This is a genomic window from Caballeronia sp. HLA56, from assembly GCF_054655155.1.
This window is the reverse complement of sequence record NZ_BAAHOB010000001.1, coordinates 1,358,070-1,378,778: the sequence shown is the minus strand read 5'-3', so window position 1 is coordinate 1,378,778 and position 20,709 is coordinate 1,358,070. Positions and strand designations below refer to the sequence as shown.

Sequence of the window (20,709 nt, the reverse complement as noted above, 5' to 3'; positions counted from 1 at the left end):
ATACGAAAGCGCTTGCGCGTCCATTCGCGGCCTGTCCGACGCTTTGTATATCGACGATTCCATCGATGGCGTTCAGGCGATCCAGAGCGGTTCGCTTCTCGCTGCTTGTCGTATCGGGGCGGGCCTTGAAGCCTTTTGCCAGTTGGGACGGTTTCATTCAGGGTCCTTTATGCGCATAAAGTCAGGAGAGCATGCCGAGGATTTCATCGGCGCACGCGCGAATCTCGGCAGCAGCGAGGCGCGAGCCGCGGTCGGACATTTGCAAAACGGTTTGTCCCAGTGCCATGGCCTGCTTGTAGCACTCTCGGGTTGGGATCTGCGTTTTTAATAGCGGAAAGCCCAGTTCTTCAAGAGCGACCTTCAGCTCGCGCGTGAGCATCCGCTTCTCTTCGGTCTTGTTCAGCAGAAACACCGCGCGCAGATCTTCGTTCATCACCTGCGCTTGCTGAACCAGTTTGACAAGGCCGACGCTCGACCAATAATCGGCTGGCGATGATGAAGTCGGAATCACTGCCACGTTCGCGGCTAGCAGAACGACGCCTGACACCTTCTCTGTAATTGACGGCGGGCAGTCCACCACGATGATGTCGTAGTCATTCACGAACTTTCTGATTTCACGATGGATTTGTCCGCCCGCTTCCGAAAGATTCACGACAGGAAAGGGGATGCCGCTCGCTTCGTCTGACGCAGCGCTCGACCAGTGGATTAACGTGTTTTGGCCGTCTGCATCGACGACGAGCACGCGCTTCTTCTTTTCGTGAAAAGCTGCGCCCAGGTGCATTGCAATCGTGCTCTTGCCAACGCCGCCCTTCTGCTGCGTGATCGCTATGATTTCCGCCGCCACTTTAATGCTCCAGTTTTTGCAGGCGGTTGAATTTTACATTGAGGTTTAGTAATTTCAACTTCAATTCGACATTAAATGTGTCGTTAGCCATTTGGCATAGGGGTGAGCTTTAGTTGATTTTGTGAAAGCGCGGACGTGGGCCTGATGGATGCAGTTTTAAATCAAACATCATGCTCGACAGCAAGAAGCTAAGACGCGAGACCAATATCTCCCCGTCACGGCTTTAGGCGTCTTGGAAATCGTTAAGCGGTGCCGCGCGGCCGGACCAGCTTTATGCGCATAAAGTCACGGCAGCCCCGAAGCCCCGAAGCCCCGAGGCCCCGAGGCCCCGAAGCCCGAAGCCCGAAGCCCGAAGCCCACAGCCCGAAGCCCACAGCCCACAGCCCACAGCCCACAGCCCACAGCCCACAGCCCACAGCCCACAGCCCACAGCCCACAGCCCACAGCCCACAGCCCACAGCCCACAGCCCGAAGCCCGAAGCCCGAAGCCCGAAGCCCACAGCCCGAAGCCCACAGCCCGAAGCCCACAGCCCGAAGCCCGAAGCCCACAGCCCGAAGCCCGAAGCCCGAAGCCCACAGCCCGAAGCCCACAGCCCACAGCCCGAAGCCCGAAGCCCGAAGCCCGAAGCCCGAAGCCCGAAGCCCGAAGCCCGAAGCCCGAAGCCCACAGCCCGAAGCCCACAGCCCGAAGCCCACAGCCCGAAGCCCACAGCCCACAGCCCGAAGCGCACAGCCCGCAACGACACCGCACCCCCAAAATCGCCTATCCTAACCCTGCCTCAACCGCCAATCGCCGACCGAGTCCGGAGCTCCGTAATGACCGTTCGCAACCTGGACATCCTGTTCGCGCCGAAGTCAATTGCAGTGATCGGCGCATCGACGCGGCCGGGCAGCATCGGCGAAATGGTATGGGCCCGCGCCAACAGCGCTGGATTCAAAGGCCCAATCTGGCCAGTAAATCCAAAGCACCAAACCATAGGCGAACAGCCGAGCTTCGCCGACATAGCTCACCTCCCCGAAGCGCCGAGCGTTGCGGTGCTATGCACGCCCCCTAAAACCTGGCCTCAACTAGTTGAACAACTCGGAGACTGTGGGACCAAAGCTGTCGTCGTTATTGGAGAGGCAGCGAGACACTCCGCGAGAGCCGAATTCATCTCCAATGCAGAGTCCCACGAATGGACTGCCCGTACCCTTGCCGCCGCGCGTCCCTTCCTGCTGCGCGTGGTAGGACCAGGAAGTCTCGGCGTAGTGTCTCCCGCCGTCGGCGCATGCCTCGGGGCGCCAGCATGCAGCGTCAAATCGGGCGGCGTCGCTTGGGTATCAGGCTCGAATGCGCTAACCAATGGCGTGCTCGGCTGGGCCCGCGCGCGGGGCCTCGGCTTCTCACGCATCGTCGCGTTGGGCGATGAAGCCGACGTCGATTCCGGCGATATCCTCGACTTCCTCGCCACCGACGCATCGACCAAAGCGATTCTTCTTGCGATCGAAACTGTCCGGGCCGCACGCAAATTTATCTCCGCCGCGCGCGCCGCCTCGAGGAATAAGCCGGTACTCGTTTTACGAACCGGACACGACGACCCATTCGATCGCCTATACGGTGCAGCCTTCCGCCGTGCCGGACTTGTACGCGTGGATTCGCTCGACGATCTGCTCGACGAAATCGAAACCTTGGGCGTAGGAAGCGTCGCGGCCGGCGACGTGGCAACCGTCATCACCAGCGATCGCGGCGTCGCCACTTTGGCAAGAGATGCGTTCGGCAAAGCCGGCGATGATCTGGCGCAATGGCCACTCGCCGCACGCGACGCCGTCTCGCTCGCGTTACCCCGAGCCGAATCCGGTAATCCCCTTTTGCTCGGCGACGATGCATCGCCCGCCGATTTCGGCATCGCGGTGGAAACGCTGGCTCCGCATCGCGACACCGGCACCATCTTCGTCGTACACGCGCCGACGCATAGCGCGCCCGTCGCGGACGTCGCTCGCACATTGATAGCCGCGCGCCGCCATGCTCATCGCGGATTGCTCGCGTGTTTCTTCGGTTGCGTGGATGCCGCCACCCGCGACGCACTCCACGCAAATGGCATCCCGGTTCACACCACCCCGCAGCGGCTCGCGCGTGGCTTTGCACGCCTCGTCGATTTTCGTCAGGGACGCGAATTGTTGATGCAAACACCCGACGGACTTCCAACGGAAATTCCAGAAGAAATCGATAGCGCGCAAAACGAAATTCGAATCGCGTTGGAAAACGGCATTGCGGAGTTGAATGGTGAACGTGCGGCGCGCATCCTCGCCCGCTTCGGCATCACGGTGAAGCCGGGACCGCCCGATTCCTTTTCCGCCGATGCAGTCGAGATACAGGCGCGCCTGCTCAACCATCGCGTCTTTGGACCGGTGTTCGAATTCAAGGCCGAAGGCGCGCTCGGACTTGCCGATGCGCTTCATGAATTTGCGCTGCCTCCGCTCAACCCTGTCCTTGCGCGCGATCTCGTCATGCGTTCGCCGCGCTCGCGCGAGTTGCCCACCGACATGCTGTTGAACGCGCTGACCGCGCTGTCGCAAATGGTTTGTTATATAGAGGAGATCGTCGCACTGCGGCTGACGTTGCGTGTCACGCGCGATTCGGTTGCGGTGCACGAGCCGCAACTGACCTTAGGCGCGCACCGCAAGCAACTAGCAATCGTGCCGTATCCGCGATGCATGGATGAGACGCTCGACTGGCGCGGCATGCGTATTACCGTGCGGCCCATTCGTCCCGAGGATGAAGATGCGCATCGCGCGTTCGTATCGGCGAACACGGCCGAAGATTTGCGCTTGCGCTTTTTCGGTGCCGTGCGCAGTTTCGATCATTCGCAACTCGCGCGGATGACCCAGATCGACTACGACCGCGAAATGGCGTTGATCGTGACGCGGAGCATTGCGGAGGGCGCCACGGAAACGCTGGGCGTCGCACGCGCCATTTCCGATCCGGACAACGAGACTGCGGAGTTTGCCGTCGCCGCGCGCTCGGACATGAAAGGGAAGGGCTTGGGCTCGCTGCTGCTCACGCGAATCATCGACTATGCGCGAGAGCGCGGGACACGCTGGCTGGTGGGCGAGGCTTTGCGCGAGAACACGGGGATGATCGCGCTCGCGCGCAAAGCCGGTTTCGAATTGATCAGAACCGAAGATCCGAGCGTCGTTGGTTTTCGGATGCGGCTTGGTGAAAAATCGACCTAGCCGGCCGTTCGCAATTAGCCGGCCAATCGCCCGGACGCCTCGTCGATCTGCGCTCTCGTTATCGCCAACTCTTCGAGCAAAGCATCGGGATACGAACTTCCCGTTTCCTTTTCGAGTCTCGCGATCGTCAGCGCCGAGCGCGTTGAGTCTTTCGGCGTCGCGATGAACGACTTCACGGAATGTCCCGCCGAGAATGCTTCGAAGAGCGGTACACGAATCTCTTCCGGCAGCGCACGCGAAGTCCATTGATAAGGCTTGCCGTTATGCGTCAGTTGCGGCGGCAGTGTGCGTTCCTTCTTCGCGGCCGGAATAAGGCCGAAATTGCGCGCCGCTTCCGCGATCTGATCGGCGGAAAAAAGCTCGTCCGGCGTGATGTCGAACTGTGCGATATGCGCTTCGAGCGCTTGCATTGCAGCGGCGCGATCGTCGCGCTTCTTCTGTGCGCGCGCGACGATATCGCGCAATTCGTCGGCCTCGTCAGGCGTGATCGTAAAGCTCGCCTGTTTCTGTTGAAGTTCGGAAAAACGCTGGAATTCTGAATCGGAAAGGAGTTTTGCCATGAACCGTGAAGATAGAGCGCGGCGTGCGCGTGAACCGGCTGCCGCTTTTTAGGAGGGCCGCCATTCTAACGCGTGTATCAGCCGTGATTCAGTCTCGCGTCATCGAAAGCTCGCTCGCGGCGCCTCGCAAAAGCGCCGTCACTTCTTCGATGGAAGGTGCGACGTATTCGTCGATACGCCGCATGAAAGGGCAGGTCAGCGCCGCGATGGCTTGGCCCGACGGCCCGAGCAACGGAAAAGTCACATCTGTCACGCCGAAGGTCTGCTGGCTGTCCTTTTGTGAATAGCCGAGCTCGCCGATCTTTTCGTAGTCGGCATCGAGCACCGCGCGATCGAGCGCCAGTTCGCCTTTCACCTTCGTATGTTCCGCCAGCATGTGCTCGCGCTGCTCCTCGGTTTGAAACGCGAGCACCACGCGACCGGAGCCGGTGTCGATAAGGCCGACGCGTGACCCCAGCCGGACCGAAATTCCCCACGTGCCGGGACCGTCCACTTGCGCGATCACCAGCAGGTTGCCGCGATCGTAGACGACCAGGTGAACCGACTGCTCGGCGGCATCGGCGAAACGTTGCATCACGGGCAGAGCCTCGGCAATCAGCCGGTTCATCGGCGGATGCCGGTGCGCAAGCGCGTACAACTTCAGGCTCAGCGAATAACGGTCGCCCTCGGGCGAGCGCACGACGTATTGTCGCGCGACCAGCCGTTCCAGCATCCGATACATCTCGCTTGCATTGCGCCCGAGCATCTTCGTGATCTCGGCGCGCGTCAGTCCCGATTTCTGTTCCGAGAGTAATTCGAGAATGTCCAGTCCCTTGTCGAGCGCGGGCGCGCGATAGCGATCCGCGTCGCCATCGGTGTCGGTTACTTCAACGTCCATGTTGGGTATGCGTCGATTCATGAATTGGCGCCGAGTTTAAGCCTTTCGTCAGCAATAGCGTTGCCCGCGCTAGGGAAAGCACCAACTGACTTCTGATTGTCCGTATATGAATAATACGTTCACTGATAAATATGCGTATCGACAGTTTCCCGTAGTCACCCACACGGCCGTAGTCGCAAAAAACACAAGATCAGGAGACAAGCATGACGTCCTCAACTTCCTTTCGCCGCCTGGCCGTAAAAGCCGGCGTGGCGCTCGCCGTACTTTCGACCACCGGTGCAGCTGGCCTCGCGCAAGCCGCCGATGCCGGCAAGGTCGGCCTCGGTCTCCCGCTTCTGACTTCGCCGTTCTGGCAGTCGTACAACAACTATCTGCCGAAGTACGCGAAGGACATGGGCATAGACATCCTTGCGCCCGTCAACTCGAACGGCGATCCCGCGCAGCAGATCACCGACATGAACAACCTGCTGAACCTGGGCGCGAAGGGCATCGTGGTCGGCCCGCTGGATTCGGCCGCAATCAGCCGCGCGCTCGACGCCTCGGCGGCGAAGAACGTGCCGGTCGTCGCCGTCGATGTCGCGCCGACGCAAGGCAAGGTCGCGATGGTGGTACGCGCCGACAACCGCGCGTACGGTTCGAAGTCGTGCGAGTACATTGGCGAGCACGTAAAGTCGGGCAAGGTCGTGCAGATCATGGGCGATCTGGCATCGGTCAATGGCCGCGATCGTTCGGAAGCGTTTCGCGAGTGCCTGAAGAAATTCCCGTCGCTGAGCCTGCTCGAGATTCCCGCCGCATGGAAGGGCGAGGCCGCCGCGACCGCGCTCGACAGCCTGCTCACCGCGAACCCCGACGTGAAGGCGATCTATATGCAGGCGGGCGGCGTCTATCTGTCGCCGACGTTGCAGACCTTGCGCCGCAAGCAGTTGCTGGTGAAGGCGGGCGATCCGAAGCACATCGTGATCGTGAGCAATGACGGCATTCCGCAGGAATATGATGCGATCCGCCGTGGCGATATCGACGCGACCATCTCGCAGCCCGCCGATCTCTACGCAAAGTATGGCCTCTTCTATATCAAGGCGGCTCTGGCGGGACAAACCTTCAAACCGGGCCCGACGGATCACGGCAGCACGATCGTTCAGCGCGGTCCAGGCATTCTCGAAGATCAATTGCCCGCGCCGCTCGTGACGAAAGCCAATGTCGATGACAAAACACTTTGGGGCAACACCGTCAAATGAGCGCGCCCGTCGTTGAGACAGTTGGCCTGACGAAGCGCTATGGCTCGACGCCCGCACTCGCAGATGTGAGCATGCGCGTGCTGCCCGGCGAGTCGCATGCGCTAGTCGGACGCAACGGCGCGGGCAAATCGACGCTCGTGTCGATGATCACCGGCCTGAAGAAGCCGGACGCTGGCGAGATCCGCTTCAACGACGCGCCCGCGCCGCCGCTCGCCGACCGCGATGCATGGCGCGAGCGCGTCGCCTGCGTCTATCAGCATTCGACGATCATCCGCGAGTTGTCGGTGGCCGAGAATCTGTACATCAATCGGCAGCATCAGAAGGGCGGCGTGATCGACTGGCGCGCCATGCGCCGTGATGCCCGCGCGCTGCTCGACCACTGGAAGATCGACGTGCGCGAAGACGCACGCGCGGGCGATCTGACAGTGGAAGCGCGGCAGTTGGTGGAGATTGCGCGGGCGTTGTCGTACGGTGCGCGCTTCATCATTCTCGATGAACCGACTGCACAGTTGGACGGCGAGGAAATCAAGCGTCTCTTCAAGCGTATTGAAGAGTTACAGCGCGAAGGTGTTACTTTCCTGTTCATTTCGCATCACTTGCAAGAGGTGTACGAAATCTGTCAGGCAGTGACAGTTCTGCGCGACGCACGGCATATCGTCAGCGCGCCGGTTTCGGCATTGCCGCGCGACCGGCTCATCGAAGCGATGACGGGCGAGCAGGGGGGCCTTGCCGTCGCGGATGCCGCCGCGCGCGCGCCCCTGCCCGCTGATGCGCCGCAAGCGCTGCGTGTCGAAGCGTTACGCGGCGACGACTACGAGAACGTCACGTTGAGCGTTCGCAAGGGCGAAGTGATCGGCCTGACCGGCGCGACGACGAGCGGCCGGACGAGCGTCGCCGAAGCCATCGCCGGATTGAAGGCGCAACGCGCGGGCACGATCAGCGTCGATGGCCACGAGCTGCCGCCGGGCGACGTGCCCGCCGCGCTGGCGCATGGTGTCGGCTGCGTGCCGAAAGACCGGCATCGCGAAGGCTTGGTGCTGTCGCAATCCGTCGCGGAAAACGCGTCCATGACGATCGCGCGATTGCTCGGCCGCTTCGGTATTGCGACGCCCGCGAAAAAGAACGCCTTCGGACGCCGCATGATTGCCGCGCTCGGCATCAAGACGCAGGGCCCGGAACATATCGTGTCGGGCTTGTCGGGCGGCAATCAGCAAAAAGTGGTGATGGCGCGCGCACTCGCCACTGATCCGGACGTGCTCGTTCTGATCGATCCCACCGCTGGCGTCGATGTGAAGTCGAAGGAAGCGCTGCTCGGCGTCGTCGAACGCGTGCGCGAGGAAGGAAAGGCGGTGCTCGTCGTATCGGGCGAGCTGGACGACTTGCGCACGTGCGACCGCGTCCTGGTGATGTTTCGCGGCGCCATCGTCGCCGAATTCCCTGCCGGATGGCAGGACCATGAACTCATCGCATCCGTCGAAGGGGTGAATCTCCATGAAGCATGACGTACCCAACCCGGCGATGAACGGCGCGAGCATGGCCGTGGCGCGCCCGCGCATCGAACTGGCGCGTTTTCGCGACCTCGCATTGCTGCCCGCGCTGGCGCTCTTGCTTGCCATCGGCGCGTTCGTCAGCCCGAGCTTTCTCACGCAGGCAAATCTCATCAGCATCCTTGGGGCATCGGCGGCGCTTGCGCTTGTCGTGCTGGCCGAATCGCTGATCGTTCTGACAGGCAAATTCGATTTATCGCTCGAATCGACGGTCGGCATTGCGCCCGCTGTCGGCGCGATGCTCGTGATGCCGGCGGCGTCGGCGGGCTTCGGCTTCGAGTGGCCGGCGGCAGCGGGACTTGCGGCGATCGTCGTGGTCGGCGCGCTGATCGGCTTCTTCAACGGCTTTTTGGTCGTGCGGCTGCGGCTGAACGCGTTCATCGTCACGCTCGCAATGCTGATCGTGCTGCGCGGCATGCTCGTCGGCGCGACCAAGGGCGGCACGTTATTCGACATGCCGCCTTCGTTCTTCACGCTGGCCACGACACTCGTGCTCGGTCTGCCGATCTCGGTATGGCTCGCGGCGGCCGCGTTCGCCGTTGCCGCGTTCATGCTGCGTTACCACCGCCTCGGCCGCGCGCTTTACGCGATCGGCGGCAATCCCGAAGCGGCACGCGCGGCAGGCATTCGGGTGGAGCGCATCACGTGGGGCGTGTTCGTGCTCGGCAGCGTACTGGCGTCGATTGGCGGTTTGATCGTCACAGGCTACGTCGGCGCGATCAATGCGAACCAGGGCAATGGAATGATCTTCACGGTGTTCGCGGCGGCAGTGATCGGCGGCATTTCGTTGGATGGCGGCAAGGGCACGATGCTCGGCGCGCTATCGGGCGTGTTGCTGCTGGGCGTCGTGCAGAACTTGCTGACCTTGGCGCAGGTGCCATCGTTCTGGATTCAGGCGATTTACGGCGCGATCATCCTGGGTTCGCTGATGGTGGCGAGACTGGCGGGTGGAGATGCGCAGAACTGAGGCGGGGAGCGCAGCCGCACGCGTCTCGCGAAATCGGCTGACGCGTCCAGCGCCCGGACGACGAACGTCAGCAGGCGGTTGCTGAAGATGCCGCGAGCATACGGCTCAATGTCCACGACGACACGGATTTCAGAAGGAACGAGATGCCCGACACAGAGACAAAAACGACTGACCCCCGCCTGATCCTCTTGAGCAAAGAAGACAACTGTCTGATAGCAGCAGCCCGCCTAATCGCAGGCGAAACGCTTCAGATAGAAGGCGAGCCAGTCAAGCTGGAAACGACGATAGAACTGGCTCACAAAATAGCCCGCCGCGCGTTGAAGAAGGACGACAAAGTCCTGCGCTACGGCGCGATCATCGGCCACGTGAGCACAGACGTTCCCCGCGGCGCGCATCTCCACACTCACAATCTGGAGAGCGACTACATCCCCACCTACACGCACGACGCCGGCCACGCCTACGTGCAGCATTGAGAGCCATGAACACATCAACATTGCTGGGCTTCCCAAGATCCGATGGCCGCAAGGGCATCCGCAACATCGTCGCGGTGGCGTACATGGTCGAGTGCGCGCATCACGTTGCCCGCGAGATCGTCACGCACTTCCGCCCATCGTTCGACGCATTCGACGCCGCGCAAAACGAAGCGCCGCCCGTGCACCTGATCGGCTTCCCCGGCTGCTATCCGAATAGCTACGCCGAAAAGATGCTGGAGCGCATCTGCACGCATCCGAACGTAGGCGCGGTGCTGTTCGTGTCGCTTGGCTGCGAAAGCATGAACAAGCACTATCTCGCCGATGTCGTGCGCGCGAGCGGCCGCCCCGCCGCCGTCGTGACGATCCAGGAAAACGGCGGCACGCGCAGCACAATTCAGCACGGTCTCGACTGGGTACGCGAAGCGCGCGCGACGCTCGCCGCGCAAGAGAAAGTGCCGATGGCGCTCGATGAACTCGTCATCGGCACGATCTGCGGCGGCTCGGACGGCACGAGCGGCATCACGGCGAACCCGGCCGTGGGCCGCGCCTTCGACACCTTCATCGACGAAGGCGCGGCGTGCATCTTCGAGGAAACCGGCGAACTCGTCGGCTGCGAATTTCATATGAAGACACGCGCGGCGCGTCCCGAACTCGGCGATGAAATCGTCGCGTGCGTGGAAAAAGCCGCGCGCTATTACACGACGATGGGCCACGGTTCCTTCGCGGTCGGCAACGCGGACGGCGGGCTCACGACGCAGGAAGAGAAGTCGCTCGGCGCGTATGCGAAGAGCGGCGCGTCGCCTATCGTCGGCATCATCAAGCCGGGCGATGTCCCGCCGACCGGCGGCCTTTATCTGCTCGATGTCGTGCCCGACGGCGAGCCGCGCTTCGGCTTTCCGAACATCAGCGACAACGCTGAAATCGGCGAACTCATCGCGTGCGGCTCACACGTAATCCTCTTTACGACGGGGCGCGGCTCGGTGGTCGGCTCGGCGATATCGCCCGTCATCAAGGTCTGCGCGAATCCGGCGACGTATCGCAACCTGTCCGGCGACATGGACGTGGATGCCGGCCGCATCCTGGAAGGCCGCGCGACGCTCGACGAAGTAGGACGCGAAGTGTTCGATGTCACCGTGGCGGTAGCGGCGGGCGCTGCGTCGAAATCGGAGTCGCTGGGTCATCAGGAATTCATCCTGACTTACAAAACCTTCGAGCCCGTCGGCCCCGCGTGTTTGCCTGGCGGCGCGCAACGCGTTAGTGTTGCGTCTCGCGGCACCGCAGAAGTCGTTTCGAACTGAACAATCGACTGAGGGTTGCACAATGAACGGAGACACGCAGGAGGCCGTCACGCGCCGACGCAAGATCGGGCGGACGGATCTGGAGGTGACGGCACTTTCGCTCGGCACGGCGCCGCTAGGCGGGCTTTATCACGAACTGACGGAAGACGAGGCGCGCGCTACAGTCGATGCGGCGTGGCAAGCGGGCATCCGTTTCTTCGATACCGCACCACATTACGGACACACGAAGGCAGAACACCGTCTCGGCGATGCCCTGCGACGCCACGCGCGAAGCGACTACGTGCTCTCGACCAAAGTGGGCCGCCGCTTCGTGCCGCGCACCACGCCCGACGACGGCAGCGAAGGCTGGGCCGCGCCGCTACCGTTCCAGGCCATCTACGACTACACCTACGACGGCATCTTGCGCTCGTTCGAAGACAGCCAGCAGCGGCTCGGCATGATCGACATCGATATCGTGCTGATACACGACATCGGCCGTGTCACGCACGGCGAAAAAAACGCGCATTACTGGCGTCAGCTCACCAGCGAAGGCGGTTTTCGCGCGCTCGATGAACTCAAACAGTCGCGCGGCGTGAAAGCAGTTGGGCTCGGCGTAAACGAAGGCGCGGCGGTGCGCGAGGCAATGGCCGAATACGACATCGACTGCGCGTTGCTCGCTGGCCGCTACACGCTGCTCGAACAGAACACGCTCGACGATCTCTTGCCCGAGTGCGAACAGCGCGGTGTGAGCATCCTGCTTGGCGGCGCGTTCAATTCGGGCATTCTCGCGCGCGGTCTCGATGCCGACGCGCAAGGCGATCTCAAGTTCAACTACGGCGATGCGCCCAAAGAGATCGTCGATCGTGTGGCGAGGCTGGAACGCATCTGTCGCGAGTATGGCGTCGCGCTGTCGACAGCCGCCCTGCAGTTTCCTTATGCGCATAAAGTCGTCGCCACGGTGTTGATGGGCGCGCGCAAGCCCGAGGAAGTGCGTGAGAATGCGGCGTCATTCGCTACACCGGTTCCTTCGGCGTTGTGGGACGCTTTGCGTGCGGCTGGCTTGCTGCATGAGAAGGCGCCGACACCGCAATGAACATCGACGCTCATCAACATTATTGGGACCCGGCGCGTGGCGATTACGGTTGGCTCACGCCCGATCTCAAGCCGCTCTATCGCGTCTTCGGTTCCGATGATCTGGCGCCGCTCCGCAAGATCACGAATGTCAAGCAAACGGTCGTCGTGCAAGCGGCGGCGACCGTCGATGAAACGCGTTATCTGCTCGATCTAGCGCGCGATGACGAATCCATTGCGGGCGTCGTCGGCTGGGTTCCGCTCGATTCCGTCGACGCGGTAAAAATCATCGACGAATTTGCGCGCGACAAAAAATTCAAAGCCGTGCGGCCGATGCTGCAAGACCTGCCCGACGATACGTGGATAGACCACGCGCCGCGCCCGGAAGCCATCCAGCGTCTGATCGAGCTCGATCTTGCTTTCGACGCGCTCATCTTCGCGCGCCACGTGCCATCGCTCGTCGAGTTCGCGGGGCGTTATCCGGCGTTGCGTATCGTCGTGGATCACGGCGCGAAGCCGCCCATCCGCGATGGCGAAGCGGGCTGGCAACCGTGGGCTGATGGCATCGCGCAACTCGCTGCCTTGCCGCAGCGCCTCTATTGCAAGCTCTCGGGGCTCGCGACAGAAGCGTCGCCTAGCTGGACCGCCGACACGCTCGCGCCTTACGTCGCGCATCTCATCGACCAATTCGGACACGAGCGCCTCATGTGGGGCAGCGATTGGCCGGTACTGAACTTAAACGGTTGCTACACTGATTGGCACGCCGCCGCGAGGCGCTTGGTCTCGCATCTCGAAAAAGCCGAGGAAGACGCGATTTTCGGCGGAAACGCCCGTGCGTTCTATCGCCTCTGAAGCCGCTGATATACCCGGCATGTCTTAAAATCAACTTCCACTGGAGCAGTAGATGGTACAAAGACTGGCAGGCAAGACGGCGCTGATCACCGCGGCGGGACAAGGAATCGGGCTCGCGACGGCCGAGCTTTTCGCGGCGGAAGGCGCGCGCGTGATCGCAACCGACATTCGTATCGAAGGGCTCGAAGGCAAGCCGGTCGAAGCCCACAAGCTCGACGTGCTCGACCCCCAAGCCATCGAGGCGCTCGCGAAGGAAGTCGGCGCCATCGACGTGCTCTTCAACTGCGCGGGCTATGTGCATCCCGGTTCGATTCTCGAAGCGAGCGAAGCGGACTGGGACCTCGCCTTCAATCTGAACGCGAAGGCCATGTATCGGACGATCCGCGCGTTCCTGCCGAAGATGCTGGAAAAGGGCGGCGGCTCGATCGTCAATATGTCGTCGGCGGCGTCGAGCGTGAAGGGCGTGCCGAATCGCTTCGTGTATGGTGCGTCGAAGGCGGCGGTCATCGGGCTCACGAAATCCGTCGCGGCGGATTTCGTCACGCGCGGCATCCGCTGCAACGCGATTTGTCCGGGCACGGTGGAGTCGCCGTCGCTGAAGGACCGCATCGCCGAGCAAGCCAAGGCGCAGGGCGCGACGATCGACCAGATTCAGGCGGCTTTCGTTTCGCGTCAACCAATGGGCCGCGTCGGCCGCACGGAAGAAATCGCGGCGCTCGCGCTGTATCTCGCCTCGGACGAGTCGTCGTTCACGACGGGTCAGGCTCACGTCATCGATGGCGGCTGGTCCAACTAAGACCGGCCGCTGCGTTTTCAACCTTTGAATTTCGAAACACGAGGATCTATTCAGATGAAGCTGCTTCGTTACGGCCCCAAGGGTCAGGAAAAACCGGGTTTGCTGGATGCCGAAGGCAAGATTCGCGATCTGTCGAAGGTCGTGGACGACATCTCCGGCGCTACGCTGACCGATGCGGGCCTGGCCAAGCTGCGCGCGACCGACCCGGCGTCGCTGCCGGTGGTGGATGGCAATCCGCGTATCGGGCCGTGTGTCGGACGTGTGGGCAAGTTCGTGTGTATTGGCCTCAACTACGCGGATCACGCCGCCGAATCGAATCTGCCCGTGCCGACCGAGCCGGTCATTTTCGGCAAGTGGACGAGTGCCATTTGCGGCCCGAACGACGACGTGGAAATTCCGCGCAATTCGAAGAAGACCGACTGGGAAGTCGAACTCGGCGTGGTGATCGGCAAGGAAGCCAAGTATGTCGATGAAGCCAACGCGCTCGACTACGTGGCGGGTTACTGCGTGATCAACGACGTCTCCGAGCGCGAATGGCAGCTCGAACACGGCACGCAATGGGACAAGGGCAAGGGCTTCGACACGTTCGGCCCGCTCGGCCCGTGGCTCGTGACGAAGGACGAAGTCGCCGATCCGCAGAAGCTCGATCTCTGGCTCGAAGTGGACGGTCACCGTTACCAGAACGGCAACACGAAGACCATGGTCTTCACCGTCGCGCAACTGGTCGCGTATCTGTCGAAGACGATGAGCCTGCAGCCCGGCGATGTCATCTCGACCGGCACGCCGCCGGGCGTCGGCATGGGCGTGAAGCCCAGCGCGGTGTACCTGAAGTCCGGGCAGACCATTCGCCTTGGTATCGAAGGTCTCGGCGAGCAGCAGCAGAAGACGGTCGACGCGTAATAGCTTCGCACCGTGAAAGCAAAAAACCTCGCTGCGGCGAGGTTTTTCGTCTTCAGGACGGAAGGTTGAGGTTCAGGCGTTATAGAGCGCTTCGGCCGCGCTTTCGCTGATGCGCGTGATCGTGCCTTGCGCCACCGCGACGAGCGTTTCGGCATTGCCGTCGGTGACGAAGACATCGCACTGGCAGGTTGCCTGCGTCATGCCGGCATGCACCACGCGCGCCCGCGCCATCAGCGTGCCGGAAACCGCCGGGCGCAGATAGTTGATTTTGTATTCGCCGGTGACGACCTTCGGACCGAGCCTCAGCGCGCCCGCGAAAGTCAGCGCGTTGTCCACGAGATAACTCACCACCCCGCCGTGCACGAAACCGTGTTGTTGCCTCAGCTCATCGCGGATCTGCAGACACAGCGTGAGACTCGCTGCATCGACCTGCATCAGTTTCGTTCCGAGCAAGGCGCTAAACGGTTGCGCATTCAGCGCACCGCGCGCGATATCGACTAATTCGGCCATTCGGACACTCCTTGGGGTGGGTTCGGCGCCGTCCTGCAAAGACAATAGGTAGGGTTTCTTCGCACTGCAAGGACGTTCGACAAAAATCGTGCGAACGCAGCATGCGCGCGCCCGCCGTTTCGGCAAGCGCGCCGATCATCCCGCTCGCGCATAGCGGCATCGACGCAAAACAATTCAAGCTGGCGCGCTTCATTGCCGTAAACCCGGACTTCCGCCGTAGTCATACGGCTCATTCGTTAGTTCGGGTTCTTGAGAAATGTTTGCAAAGATCAAGGTTTCATCCGGTTTGCTCGCCGTGCTGGTGGTGTTTTGCCTATTCCAACTGGTCACCGAAGGGCTTGGCTTCTGGTCGCTTTCGCGCACGCATGACGATGTGGGCAACCTGTCCGATATCGCGCTCAAGCAAGTCAACGCGGTCAACAAGACCACGCAGCATCTGATGGATGCGCGCATCAACCTGTCTCGCGCCGGCACGCGCATGGTGCGCGGCGGCACGGAGCCGGTCGAGATCGTGCAGCACGCGCGCGAGCAGATCGCGCAGGCGGACAAGTCGTTCGCGGCCTTCCTCGACGCGCCGAAGACCGGCGATGAGAACAAGGCGCGCATGGCCGCGCTTCAGGCCAAATACGCGGAGTATTCGAAGGCGCTCGGCGAACTCGTCCAGTATCTGGATGCGGGCAACATTCAGGCGTTCCTCGATCAGCCGACACAGGGCTTTCAGGATCGCTATCTCGCCGAACAGCAGAACTTCGTCAACTTCGGCAATGCGGCGAGCAGTGCGTATCTCGAATCGATCGATACGCGCTACGCCTGGTTCCGCGCGGTCGGCATCGCCATTTTCGTGGCGCTGGTCGCGGGTGTCGCGGCGGTGCATTTTGCGCTGCGCCGTGGCGTGATCGCGCCGCTGGAAGAAGCGGGACGCCATTTCGAGCGCATTGCGCAAGGCCGCCTCGACGAACGTATCGCGGAACGCGGCAGCAATGAAATCGGCAGGCTCTTCGCGGGACTCGCGACGATGCAGGCAAGCGTCGCCACGACGGTAAAGACCGTGCGCGAGACGTCCGATTCGATCAACTTGGGCGCCGATGAAATCGCGAGCGGCAACGCCGATCTGTCCGCGCGCACGGAGAATCAGGCGGCATCGCTCGAGGAAACGGCGTCGAGCATGGAAGAATTGACGGCGACGGTGCGTCAGAACGCCGAGCACGCGCGAGAGGCCAACACGCTGGCGGGCGTGGCGCTCGAAGCGACTTCGCGCGGTTCGGGCGTGGTGGATGACGTCGTGGAGAAGATGCGCGGCATCGCTAAAAGCTCGGACAAGATCGCGGAAATCATCTCGGTCATCGACGGCATCGCGTTTCAGACCAACATCCTCGCGCTGAACGCGGCCGTCGAAGCGGCGCGCGCCGGTGAGCAAGGGCGCGGGTTTGCAGTCGTCGCGGGCGAAGTGCGCGGCCTCGCGCAACGCTCGGCGCAATCGGCGAAGGAAATCAAGGAACTGATCGGCGAATCGGTCGCGCAGGTCAGCGACGGCTCGACGCTGGTCGAACGCGCGGGCACGGCGATGCGCGAGGTATCGACCTCGATTTCACGCGTCACGCAGATGATGGCGGAGATCAGCGCGTCGTCGCTGGAGCAGAGCGTGGGAATCGAGCAGGTGAACCAGGCCGTGACGCAAATGGACGAGATGACTCAGCAGAACGCCGCGCTCGTGGAGCAGGCCGCGGCTGCCGCGCAGTCGCTCCATGAACAGACGCGGCAGTTGAAGGATGCGGTTTCGGTGTTTCAGGTGGCTTGACGAGTGGATGACTTCGGCGTCTGTCGGGCGCCTAAATTTTCACGGCCCTGACGCTTTCGCTCGTCGAATGCGCAGGGCGGCTATCGATTGCAGCCGTAAGCAATGCCGTGATGCGATGGCGATCCAACCGCTCAATCCGGCAACGCCGCGTATGCCGTCGCCAAATGATACGGCGTGGTCGAAGGCATCTCCGACCTTGTGATCGCACCGTCAGCGGAGCGGCACTCGATCCACCCGCGCGCATGTAGGAACCGCGCGCCGAAGCGTTCGATCTGTTCGTCGACGGCTTCGCCGCGCGTTGCCAGCGCGCGTAGATATTCGGTTTGCGCCCAGATGCGCTCCGTGCCGTCGATCACGCGTCCCGCTTCGTCCAGCGCGGCGCTCACGCCGCCAGTCGACTTGTCGACGCCATGTTCCCGCGCGAAGTCGAACGCCCGTTCGAGCCGCGCGTTCAGTCCCGCCGCCTCGAATGCGGGATGGCCGCTGCCAATTGCCAGGAAATACCACTCGAATTGATGTCCCGGCTCTAGGCGATTGCCCGGCGCGCCAATCGGCAATTCGGCGATACTGCCGGTCGCCTCGTGCACGAACGTGCGCGCGACCGATTGCGCCAGCACAGCGAGCCGCTCGTCGAAAGCGATGTTGCCCGTGGCATCGCGCGCGGCGAGCCACGCTTCGCTCAAATGCATGAGCGGATTTTGCAGCGGACCTTCGAGCATCGCGCCGAAGTCTTCGCTGTACGCGGCGTTCAGCAAGCCGCCATCGCTACCCGCGAACTTCGTTTCGATAAGCCGCGCGGTTTCATCGAGCAAGGCGAATGCGTCCGCCGATCCGCTCTTTTGCGCGAAATGCGCGCACGCATAAACCACGAACGCGTGCGTATAAAGGTCCTTCTGGCGCTCGTGGGGCGCGCCGTTTGCATCGACGCTATAGAACCATCCGCCGTTTTGCTTGTCCTGAAAATAGTGTCGCAACGAATCGAACAGCACCGACGCGTGCGCGAGATCGCCCGCATCCGTGAAAGCGAACAACTGACGGGCGCATGCCATCGCGCGATAACGCTTAGGTGGCAACGGCGCGTGATCGTCGGGCGTAACGGCTTCGAATGGCAGGTGAAGCGCTGTGTTGAAGCCGGGACCGCGCCAAATGGGCAGCACGATGCTCGTGTAGTGTTCGCGCAATGAAGTGCCGTTTGAGTGCTGTTGCTGCATAAGACAAGTTCCAGCCTGATGGTTCGGAAGAGATGAGCCCTTTGAAAACGGCTCGGCACAGCCGGATAAGCATAGCAAAAGCGCTCCGGCAGGAGACCGGCCACGACGACAGGAGGTCAAAGATGTTGGGCAACGTAGAACTCGTTTCACGACTCATCATGGCTGCGGCGCTCGGCAGCGTGATCGGTTTCGAGCGCGAACGGCTTTCATGGGCGGCGGGCTTGCGCACGCACATGCTGGTGTGCGTTGGCTCCGCGCTCATCATGATCGTGTCTGCCTACGGTTTCGAAGAGGCGCTCAAGGCGGACCACGTCGTGCTCGATCCATCGCGGATCGCGGCGCAGGTCGTGTCCGGCATCGGCTTTCTCGGCGCGGGATCCATTCTGCTGCGCGGCGAGATCGTGCGCGGGCTGACCACCGCCGCGAGCTTGTGGTCGGTCGCGGCGATCGGGCTGGCGGTAGGCGGCGGGCTGTACACGGCATCGATCGCGGCGACGGCCATCATCCTCGTCATTCTGGCGGGACTCAAACCGCTGGAGCGGCGCTTCATCAGCGTCAAGCAGCAGCGGCAATTGACGATGCTGGTCGATCGCGGCTCGCTGTCCTTTCACGGCCTGCACGAAGCGCTCGGGCCAGGCAGCGTGCGCGTGAAGCAGTTCGTCGTGCAGCAAAGCGACGAATCGCCGGAACTCGATGAAGTGCAGGTCGTGCTTTCGCGGCTTTCGACGCAGGAATATCGGTCGATTTGCGAGCGGCTCAAGCATCTGAGCGTGGTGCGGGAATTCCACGAAGAGGATGGAAGCTGACGGCATCGCCCGCGCGACGCAAGACATGCACGAACACGATGTGGGATAAGCCGCCGCGCCGTGCGACAATGCCGCCTCTCGAAAATCATTGCCGAACCGCATGTGCGCGTTTCGCGCCGGTTGTCCCGGTCACCGCCTTTCGACCTATGCCAGATCCTGCTGTTAAGCGTCACCGCCATACCTTCGATACACCCGCCGACGCCGTCGCTCCTCTCACGCGACCGCGCCGTGGCCGCGCCGCCGAGGCGTCATCGGCCGACAGCGCCGACACCGAAAAGAAACTCGCGCGCGCCGTGCGTTCGGCGCAGCGTCTTGCCCAGTTGAGCGCGACGCAGCGCTGCGCGGGCGAGACGCTCGATCTCTTCGCCGAAGACGCCGAGCGCGCCAACCTTCAGGCGCTGAACACCGACATTCGCCAGGGCACGTTCGAAGGCTTCGAACTGCCGGACGTGTTTTTGGCGGCGGTGCAATCGAATGGCGCATCGGCCGTGAACAAGCGGACGGCGCCGCGTTCGGAAGCCGCGCCGCATCCGGCATCGGTTCAGGACGAGCTTCTCGTCGTGGCCGAAGGCGATGAAACCGACGCTGCGCCGCCAACTCACGCGCCAGGCGAACTTGCTGCATCGATCGACTCGCATTCCGCGGATATCGTCGCAGGTTCATTGAGCGCCGCGCTCGTTGATGCACGCATTGCGCACGAGGACGCGTCCTTCGACCCGGTGCTGGATCGCGCACGCGTGACGGCGTTCACCGACACCATCGACGCGTTACGCGCCGTGATCTCGGAGCAGCGCGGATCGACTGCCGCGCACGCCCGCCGCATGAAGACGCTGCTGACGATCATCGTGTGCGTCACGCTGCTGACGGTGGCGACCGGCGTCGTGCAAACGGTCGTGCTGATGCGCATGGGTCGCGACACCACGTTGCAGCAGGAGCGCATGGAGCAACTCATGCTCCATCAGCAGGCGACACTTGTTTCTCTCTTCGACACGGATTCCGAAACCGCCGCCATTAACGGCGCTGCGAATCGAGAGACGGCGCGTGCGCTCCACGCGCAACGTCACACGCGCTGATTTCCGCCAAAAACTGTTACTTTGACGCGACATTCTGTCTCAAGACGGATTGTCGCGTAATTTTTTCCGCCACTCTTTGCGTGCTTGCTGGAAGGCCGTCTCCGAGCTGTCCCTATTTTTCTGCAAAACGGTGATCCGATTAAATGTAGAAAAACTACCAGATTGTTCGGCTGTAAATGTTGCATTGCACTAGGAATGGCTAAGTGCAAACCCTATAATCGGTCCTAAGGGAAAACCCTCTTATCACCAACCGGAGTTTGACATGAGCTACCTCTTCGCCTTGCTGCAAAAATTCGCTTCGCTGTTCGAATCGCCGCACCTGCCGATGGACAGCGACTACTCGTATCAAGCGCGTTTCCGTGAATCTGAGCGTCAACGCAAGTCACGCGGTACCGCTTTCGGCGTTCGTCTGTAATGCGTAACTAATGGCGGTGCGGGACAACCACAAATAGCAATGCGAGACGGCCTGACGCCGTAGACCCCGCCCGCCGATTAGTCTTAAGTTTGTAGTTTTTCTAGCGGATTCCCGCTGACTTTCCGCCTTTAAGATCGCCCGACCGAGCAATTCGGCCGTACGATCATCCTTCTTCCCCGCATCTGCATCGCAAACGCGCGAACACTTGTTCTTGCGCGACACGCGCAATTCGCCGAATCTTGTCCATTCGACGCCAAAAAATCCTTGCGTCACAAGGGCTTACC

At 62.0% G+C, this 20,709-nt stretch carries 19 protein-coding genes and 1 pseudogene; 14 read left to right on the top strand and 6 right to left on the bottom strand.

Annotated elements, in window-relative coordinates:
• Positions 1-51 precede the first annotated feature (51 nt).
• Together ACYQ47_RS06285 and parA are read right to left on the bottom strand one after the other, a co-directional pair.
• A pseudogene (locus ACYQ47_RS06285) lies at positions 52-157 on the bottom strand (ParB/RepB/Spo0J family partition protein); the annotation flags it as partial.
• Positions 158-181: 24 nt separating this feature from the next.
• A complete protein-coding gene (gene parA / locus ACYQ47_RS06280) occupies positions 182-844 on the bottom strand; it encodes a ParA family partition ATPase (RefSeq protein WP_459904778.1) in 663 nt (220 codons plus the stop codon).
• Positions 845-1,660: 816 nt separating this feature from the next.
• On the opposite strand from parA, the gene ACYQ47_RS06275 reads away from it, so the two are divergent.
• On the top strand, positions 1,661-4,057 hold the full coding sequence (locus ACYQ47_RS06275; RefSeq protein WP_459904843.1) for a bifunctional acetate--CoA ligase family protein/GNAT family N-acetyltransferase: 2,397 nt from the start codon (positions 1,661-1,663) through the stop codon (positions 4,055-4,057).
• A gap of 14 nt (positions 4,058-4,071) precedes the next feature.
• On the opposite strand, the gene ACYQ47_RS06270 is transcribed toward ACYQ47_RS06275, so the two are convergent.
• Together ACYQ47_RS06270 and ACYQ47_RS06265 are read right to left on the bottom strand one after the other, a co-directional pair.
• Positions 4,072-4,617: a hypothetical protein gene (locus ACYQ47_RS06270; protein WP_459904776.1), complete on the bottom strand. Its 546-nt coding sequence runs from the start codon at positions 4,615-4,617 to the stop codon at positions 4,072-4,074.
• 88 nt (positions 4,618-4,705) lie between these two features.
• Positions 4,706-5,494, bottom strand: a complete 789-nt coding sequence (locus tag ACYQ47_RS06265; RefSeq protein WP_250509754.1) for an IclR family transcriptional regulator — start codon at positions 5,492-5,494, stop codon at positions 4,706-4,708.
• A gap of 203 nt (positions 5,495-5,697) precedes the next feature.
• Between ACYQ47_RS06265 and ACYQ47_RS06260 the strand changes: the two genes are divergently transcribed.
• From ACYQ47_RS06260 to ACYQ47_RS06220, 9 genes are all read left to right on the top strand, one after another.
• On the top strand, positions 5,698-6,729 hold the full coding sequence (locus tag ACYQ47_RS06260; protein ID WP_250526484.1) for a sugar ABC transporter substrate-binding protein: 1,032 nt from the start codon (positions 5,698-5,700) through the stop codon (positions 6,727-6,729).
• Positions 6,726-8,231, top strand: coding sequence for a sugar ABC transporter ATP-binding protein (locus ACYQ47_RS06255; protein ID WP_459904773.1), 1,506 nt, complete (start codon positions 6,726-6,728; stop codon positions 8,229-8,231). Before ACYQ47_RS06260 ends, ACYQ47_RS06255 begins: the two co-directional genes overlap by 4 nt.
• A complete protein-coding gene (locus ACYQ47_RS06250) occupies positions 8,221-9,243 on the top strand; it encodes an ABC transporter permease (RefSeq protein WP_244829002.1) in 1,023 nt (340 codons plus the stop codon). Before ACYQ47_RS06255 ends, ACYQ47_RS06250 begins: the two co-directional genes overlap by 11 nt.
• Positions 9,244-9,386: 143 nt before the next feature.
• Positions 9,387-9,716 (top strand): UxaA family hydrolase, encoded by a 330-nt coding sequence (locus ACYQ47_RS06245; RefSeq protein WP_244829003.1) that lies wholly within the window; start codon positions 9,387-9,389, stop codon positions 9,714-9,716.
• Between the two features lie 5 nt (positions 9,717-9,721).
• A complete protein-coding gene (locus ACYQ47_RS06240; RefSeq protein WP_309850272.1) occupies positions 9,722-11,014 on the top strand; it encodes a UxaA family hydrolase in 1,293 nt (430 codons plus the stop codon).
• 22 nt (positions 11,015-11,036) lie between these two features.
• A complete protein-coding gene (locus ACYQ47_RS06235) occupies positions 11,037-12,086 on the top strand; it encodes an aldo/keto reductase (protein ID WP_459904770.1) in 1,050 nt (349 codons plus the stop codon).
• Positions 12,083-12,916: an amidohydrolase family protein gene (locus tag ACYQ47_RS06230; RefSeq protein WP_459904768.1), complete on the top strand. Its 834-nt coding sequence runs from the start codon at positions 12,083-12,085 to the stop codon at positions 12,914-12,916. The genes ACYQ47_RS06235 and ACYQ47_RS06230 overlap by 4 nt, the downstream gene beginning before the upstream one ends.
• A 52-nt stretch (positions 12,917-12,968) precedes the next feature.
• Positions 12,969-13,712: an SDR family oxidoreductase gene (locus tag ACYQ47_RS06225; protein ID WP_244829007.1), complete on the top strand. Its 744-nt coding sequence runs from the start codon at positions 12,969-12,971 to the stop codon at positions 13,710-13,712.
• A 54-nt stretch (positions 13,713-13,766) separates the two neighbouring features.
• Positions 13,767-14,612 carry an ureidoglycolate lyase gene (locus ACYQ47_RS06220; RefSeq protein WP_244829008.1) on the top strand — a complete coding sequence of 282 codons (846 nt, stop codon included), beginning with the start codon at positions 13,767-13,769 and terminating at the stop codon, positions 14,610-14,612.
• A gap of 72 nt (positions 14,613-14,684) precedes the next feature.
• On the opposite strand, the gene ACYQ47_RS06215 is transcribed toward ACYQ47_RS06220, so the two are convergent.
• Positions 14,685-15,122, bottom strand: coding sequence for a PaaI family thioesterase (locus tag ACYQ47_RS06215; RefSeq protein ID WP_250466388.1), 438 nt, complete (start codon positions 15,120-15,122; stop codon positions 14,685-14,687).
• A 256-nt stretch (positions 15,123-15,378) separates the two neighbouring features.
• On the opposite strand from ACYQ47_RS06215, the gene ACYQ47_RS06210 reads away from it, so the two are divergent.
• Positions 15,379-16,920 carry a methyl-accepting chemotaxis protein gene (locus tag ACYQ47_RS06210; RefSeq protein ID WP_459904765.1) on the top strand — a complete coding sequence of 514 codons (1,542 nt, stop codon included), beginning with the start codon at positions 15,379-15,381 and terminating at the stop codon, positions 16,918-16,920.
• 131 nt (positions 16,921-17,051) lie between these two features.
• On the opposite strand, the gene ACYQ47_RS06205 is transcribed toward ACYQ47_RS06210, so the two are convergent.
• Entirely contained in the window at positions 17,052-18,131 is a 1,080-nt protein-coding gene (locus ACYQ47_RS06205; protein ID WP_459904763.1) for an AGE family epimerase/isomerase, read from the bottom strand.
• Positions 18,132-18,253: 122 nt separating this feature from the next.
• On the opposite strand from ACYQ47_RS06205, the gene ACYQ47_RS06200 reads away from it, so the two are divergent.
• The 3 genes from ACYQ47_RS06200 to ACYQ47_RS06190 all read left to right on the top strand — a co-directional run bounded on the left by ACYQ47_RS06200 (position 18,254) and on the right by ACYQ47_RS06190 (position 20,425).
• The gene (locus ACYQ47_RS06200; protein WP_244829012.1) at positions 18,254-18,937 is read left to right on the top strand and encodes an MgtC/SapB family protein; all 684 of its coding nucleotides are present in this window, start codon (positions 18,254-18,256) and stop codon (positions 18,935-18,937) included.
• A gap of 146 nt (positions 18,938-19,083) precedes the next feature.
• Positions 19,084-20,010 carry a hypothetical protein gene (locus ACYQ47_RS06195; protein ID WP_459904762.1) on the top strand — a complete coding sequence of 309 codons (927 nt, stop codon included), beginning with the start codon at positions 19,084-19,086 and terminating at the stop codon, positions 20,008-20,010.
• Positions 20,011-20,272: 262 nt separating this feature from the next.
• The gene (locus ACYQ47_RS06190) at positions 20,273-20,425 is read left to right on the top strand and encodes a hypothetical protein (protein ID WP_250466395.1); all 153 of its coding nucleotides are present in this window, start codon (positions 20,273-20,275) and stop codon (positions 20,423-20,425) included.
• Positions 20,426-20,709 lie beyond the last annotated feature (284 nt).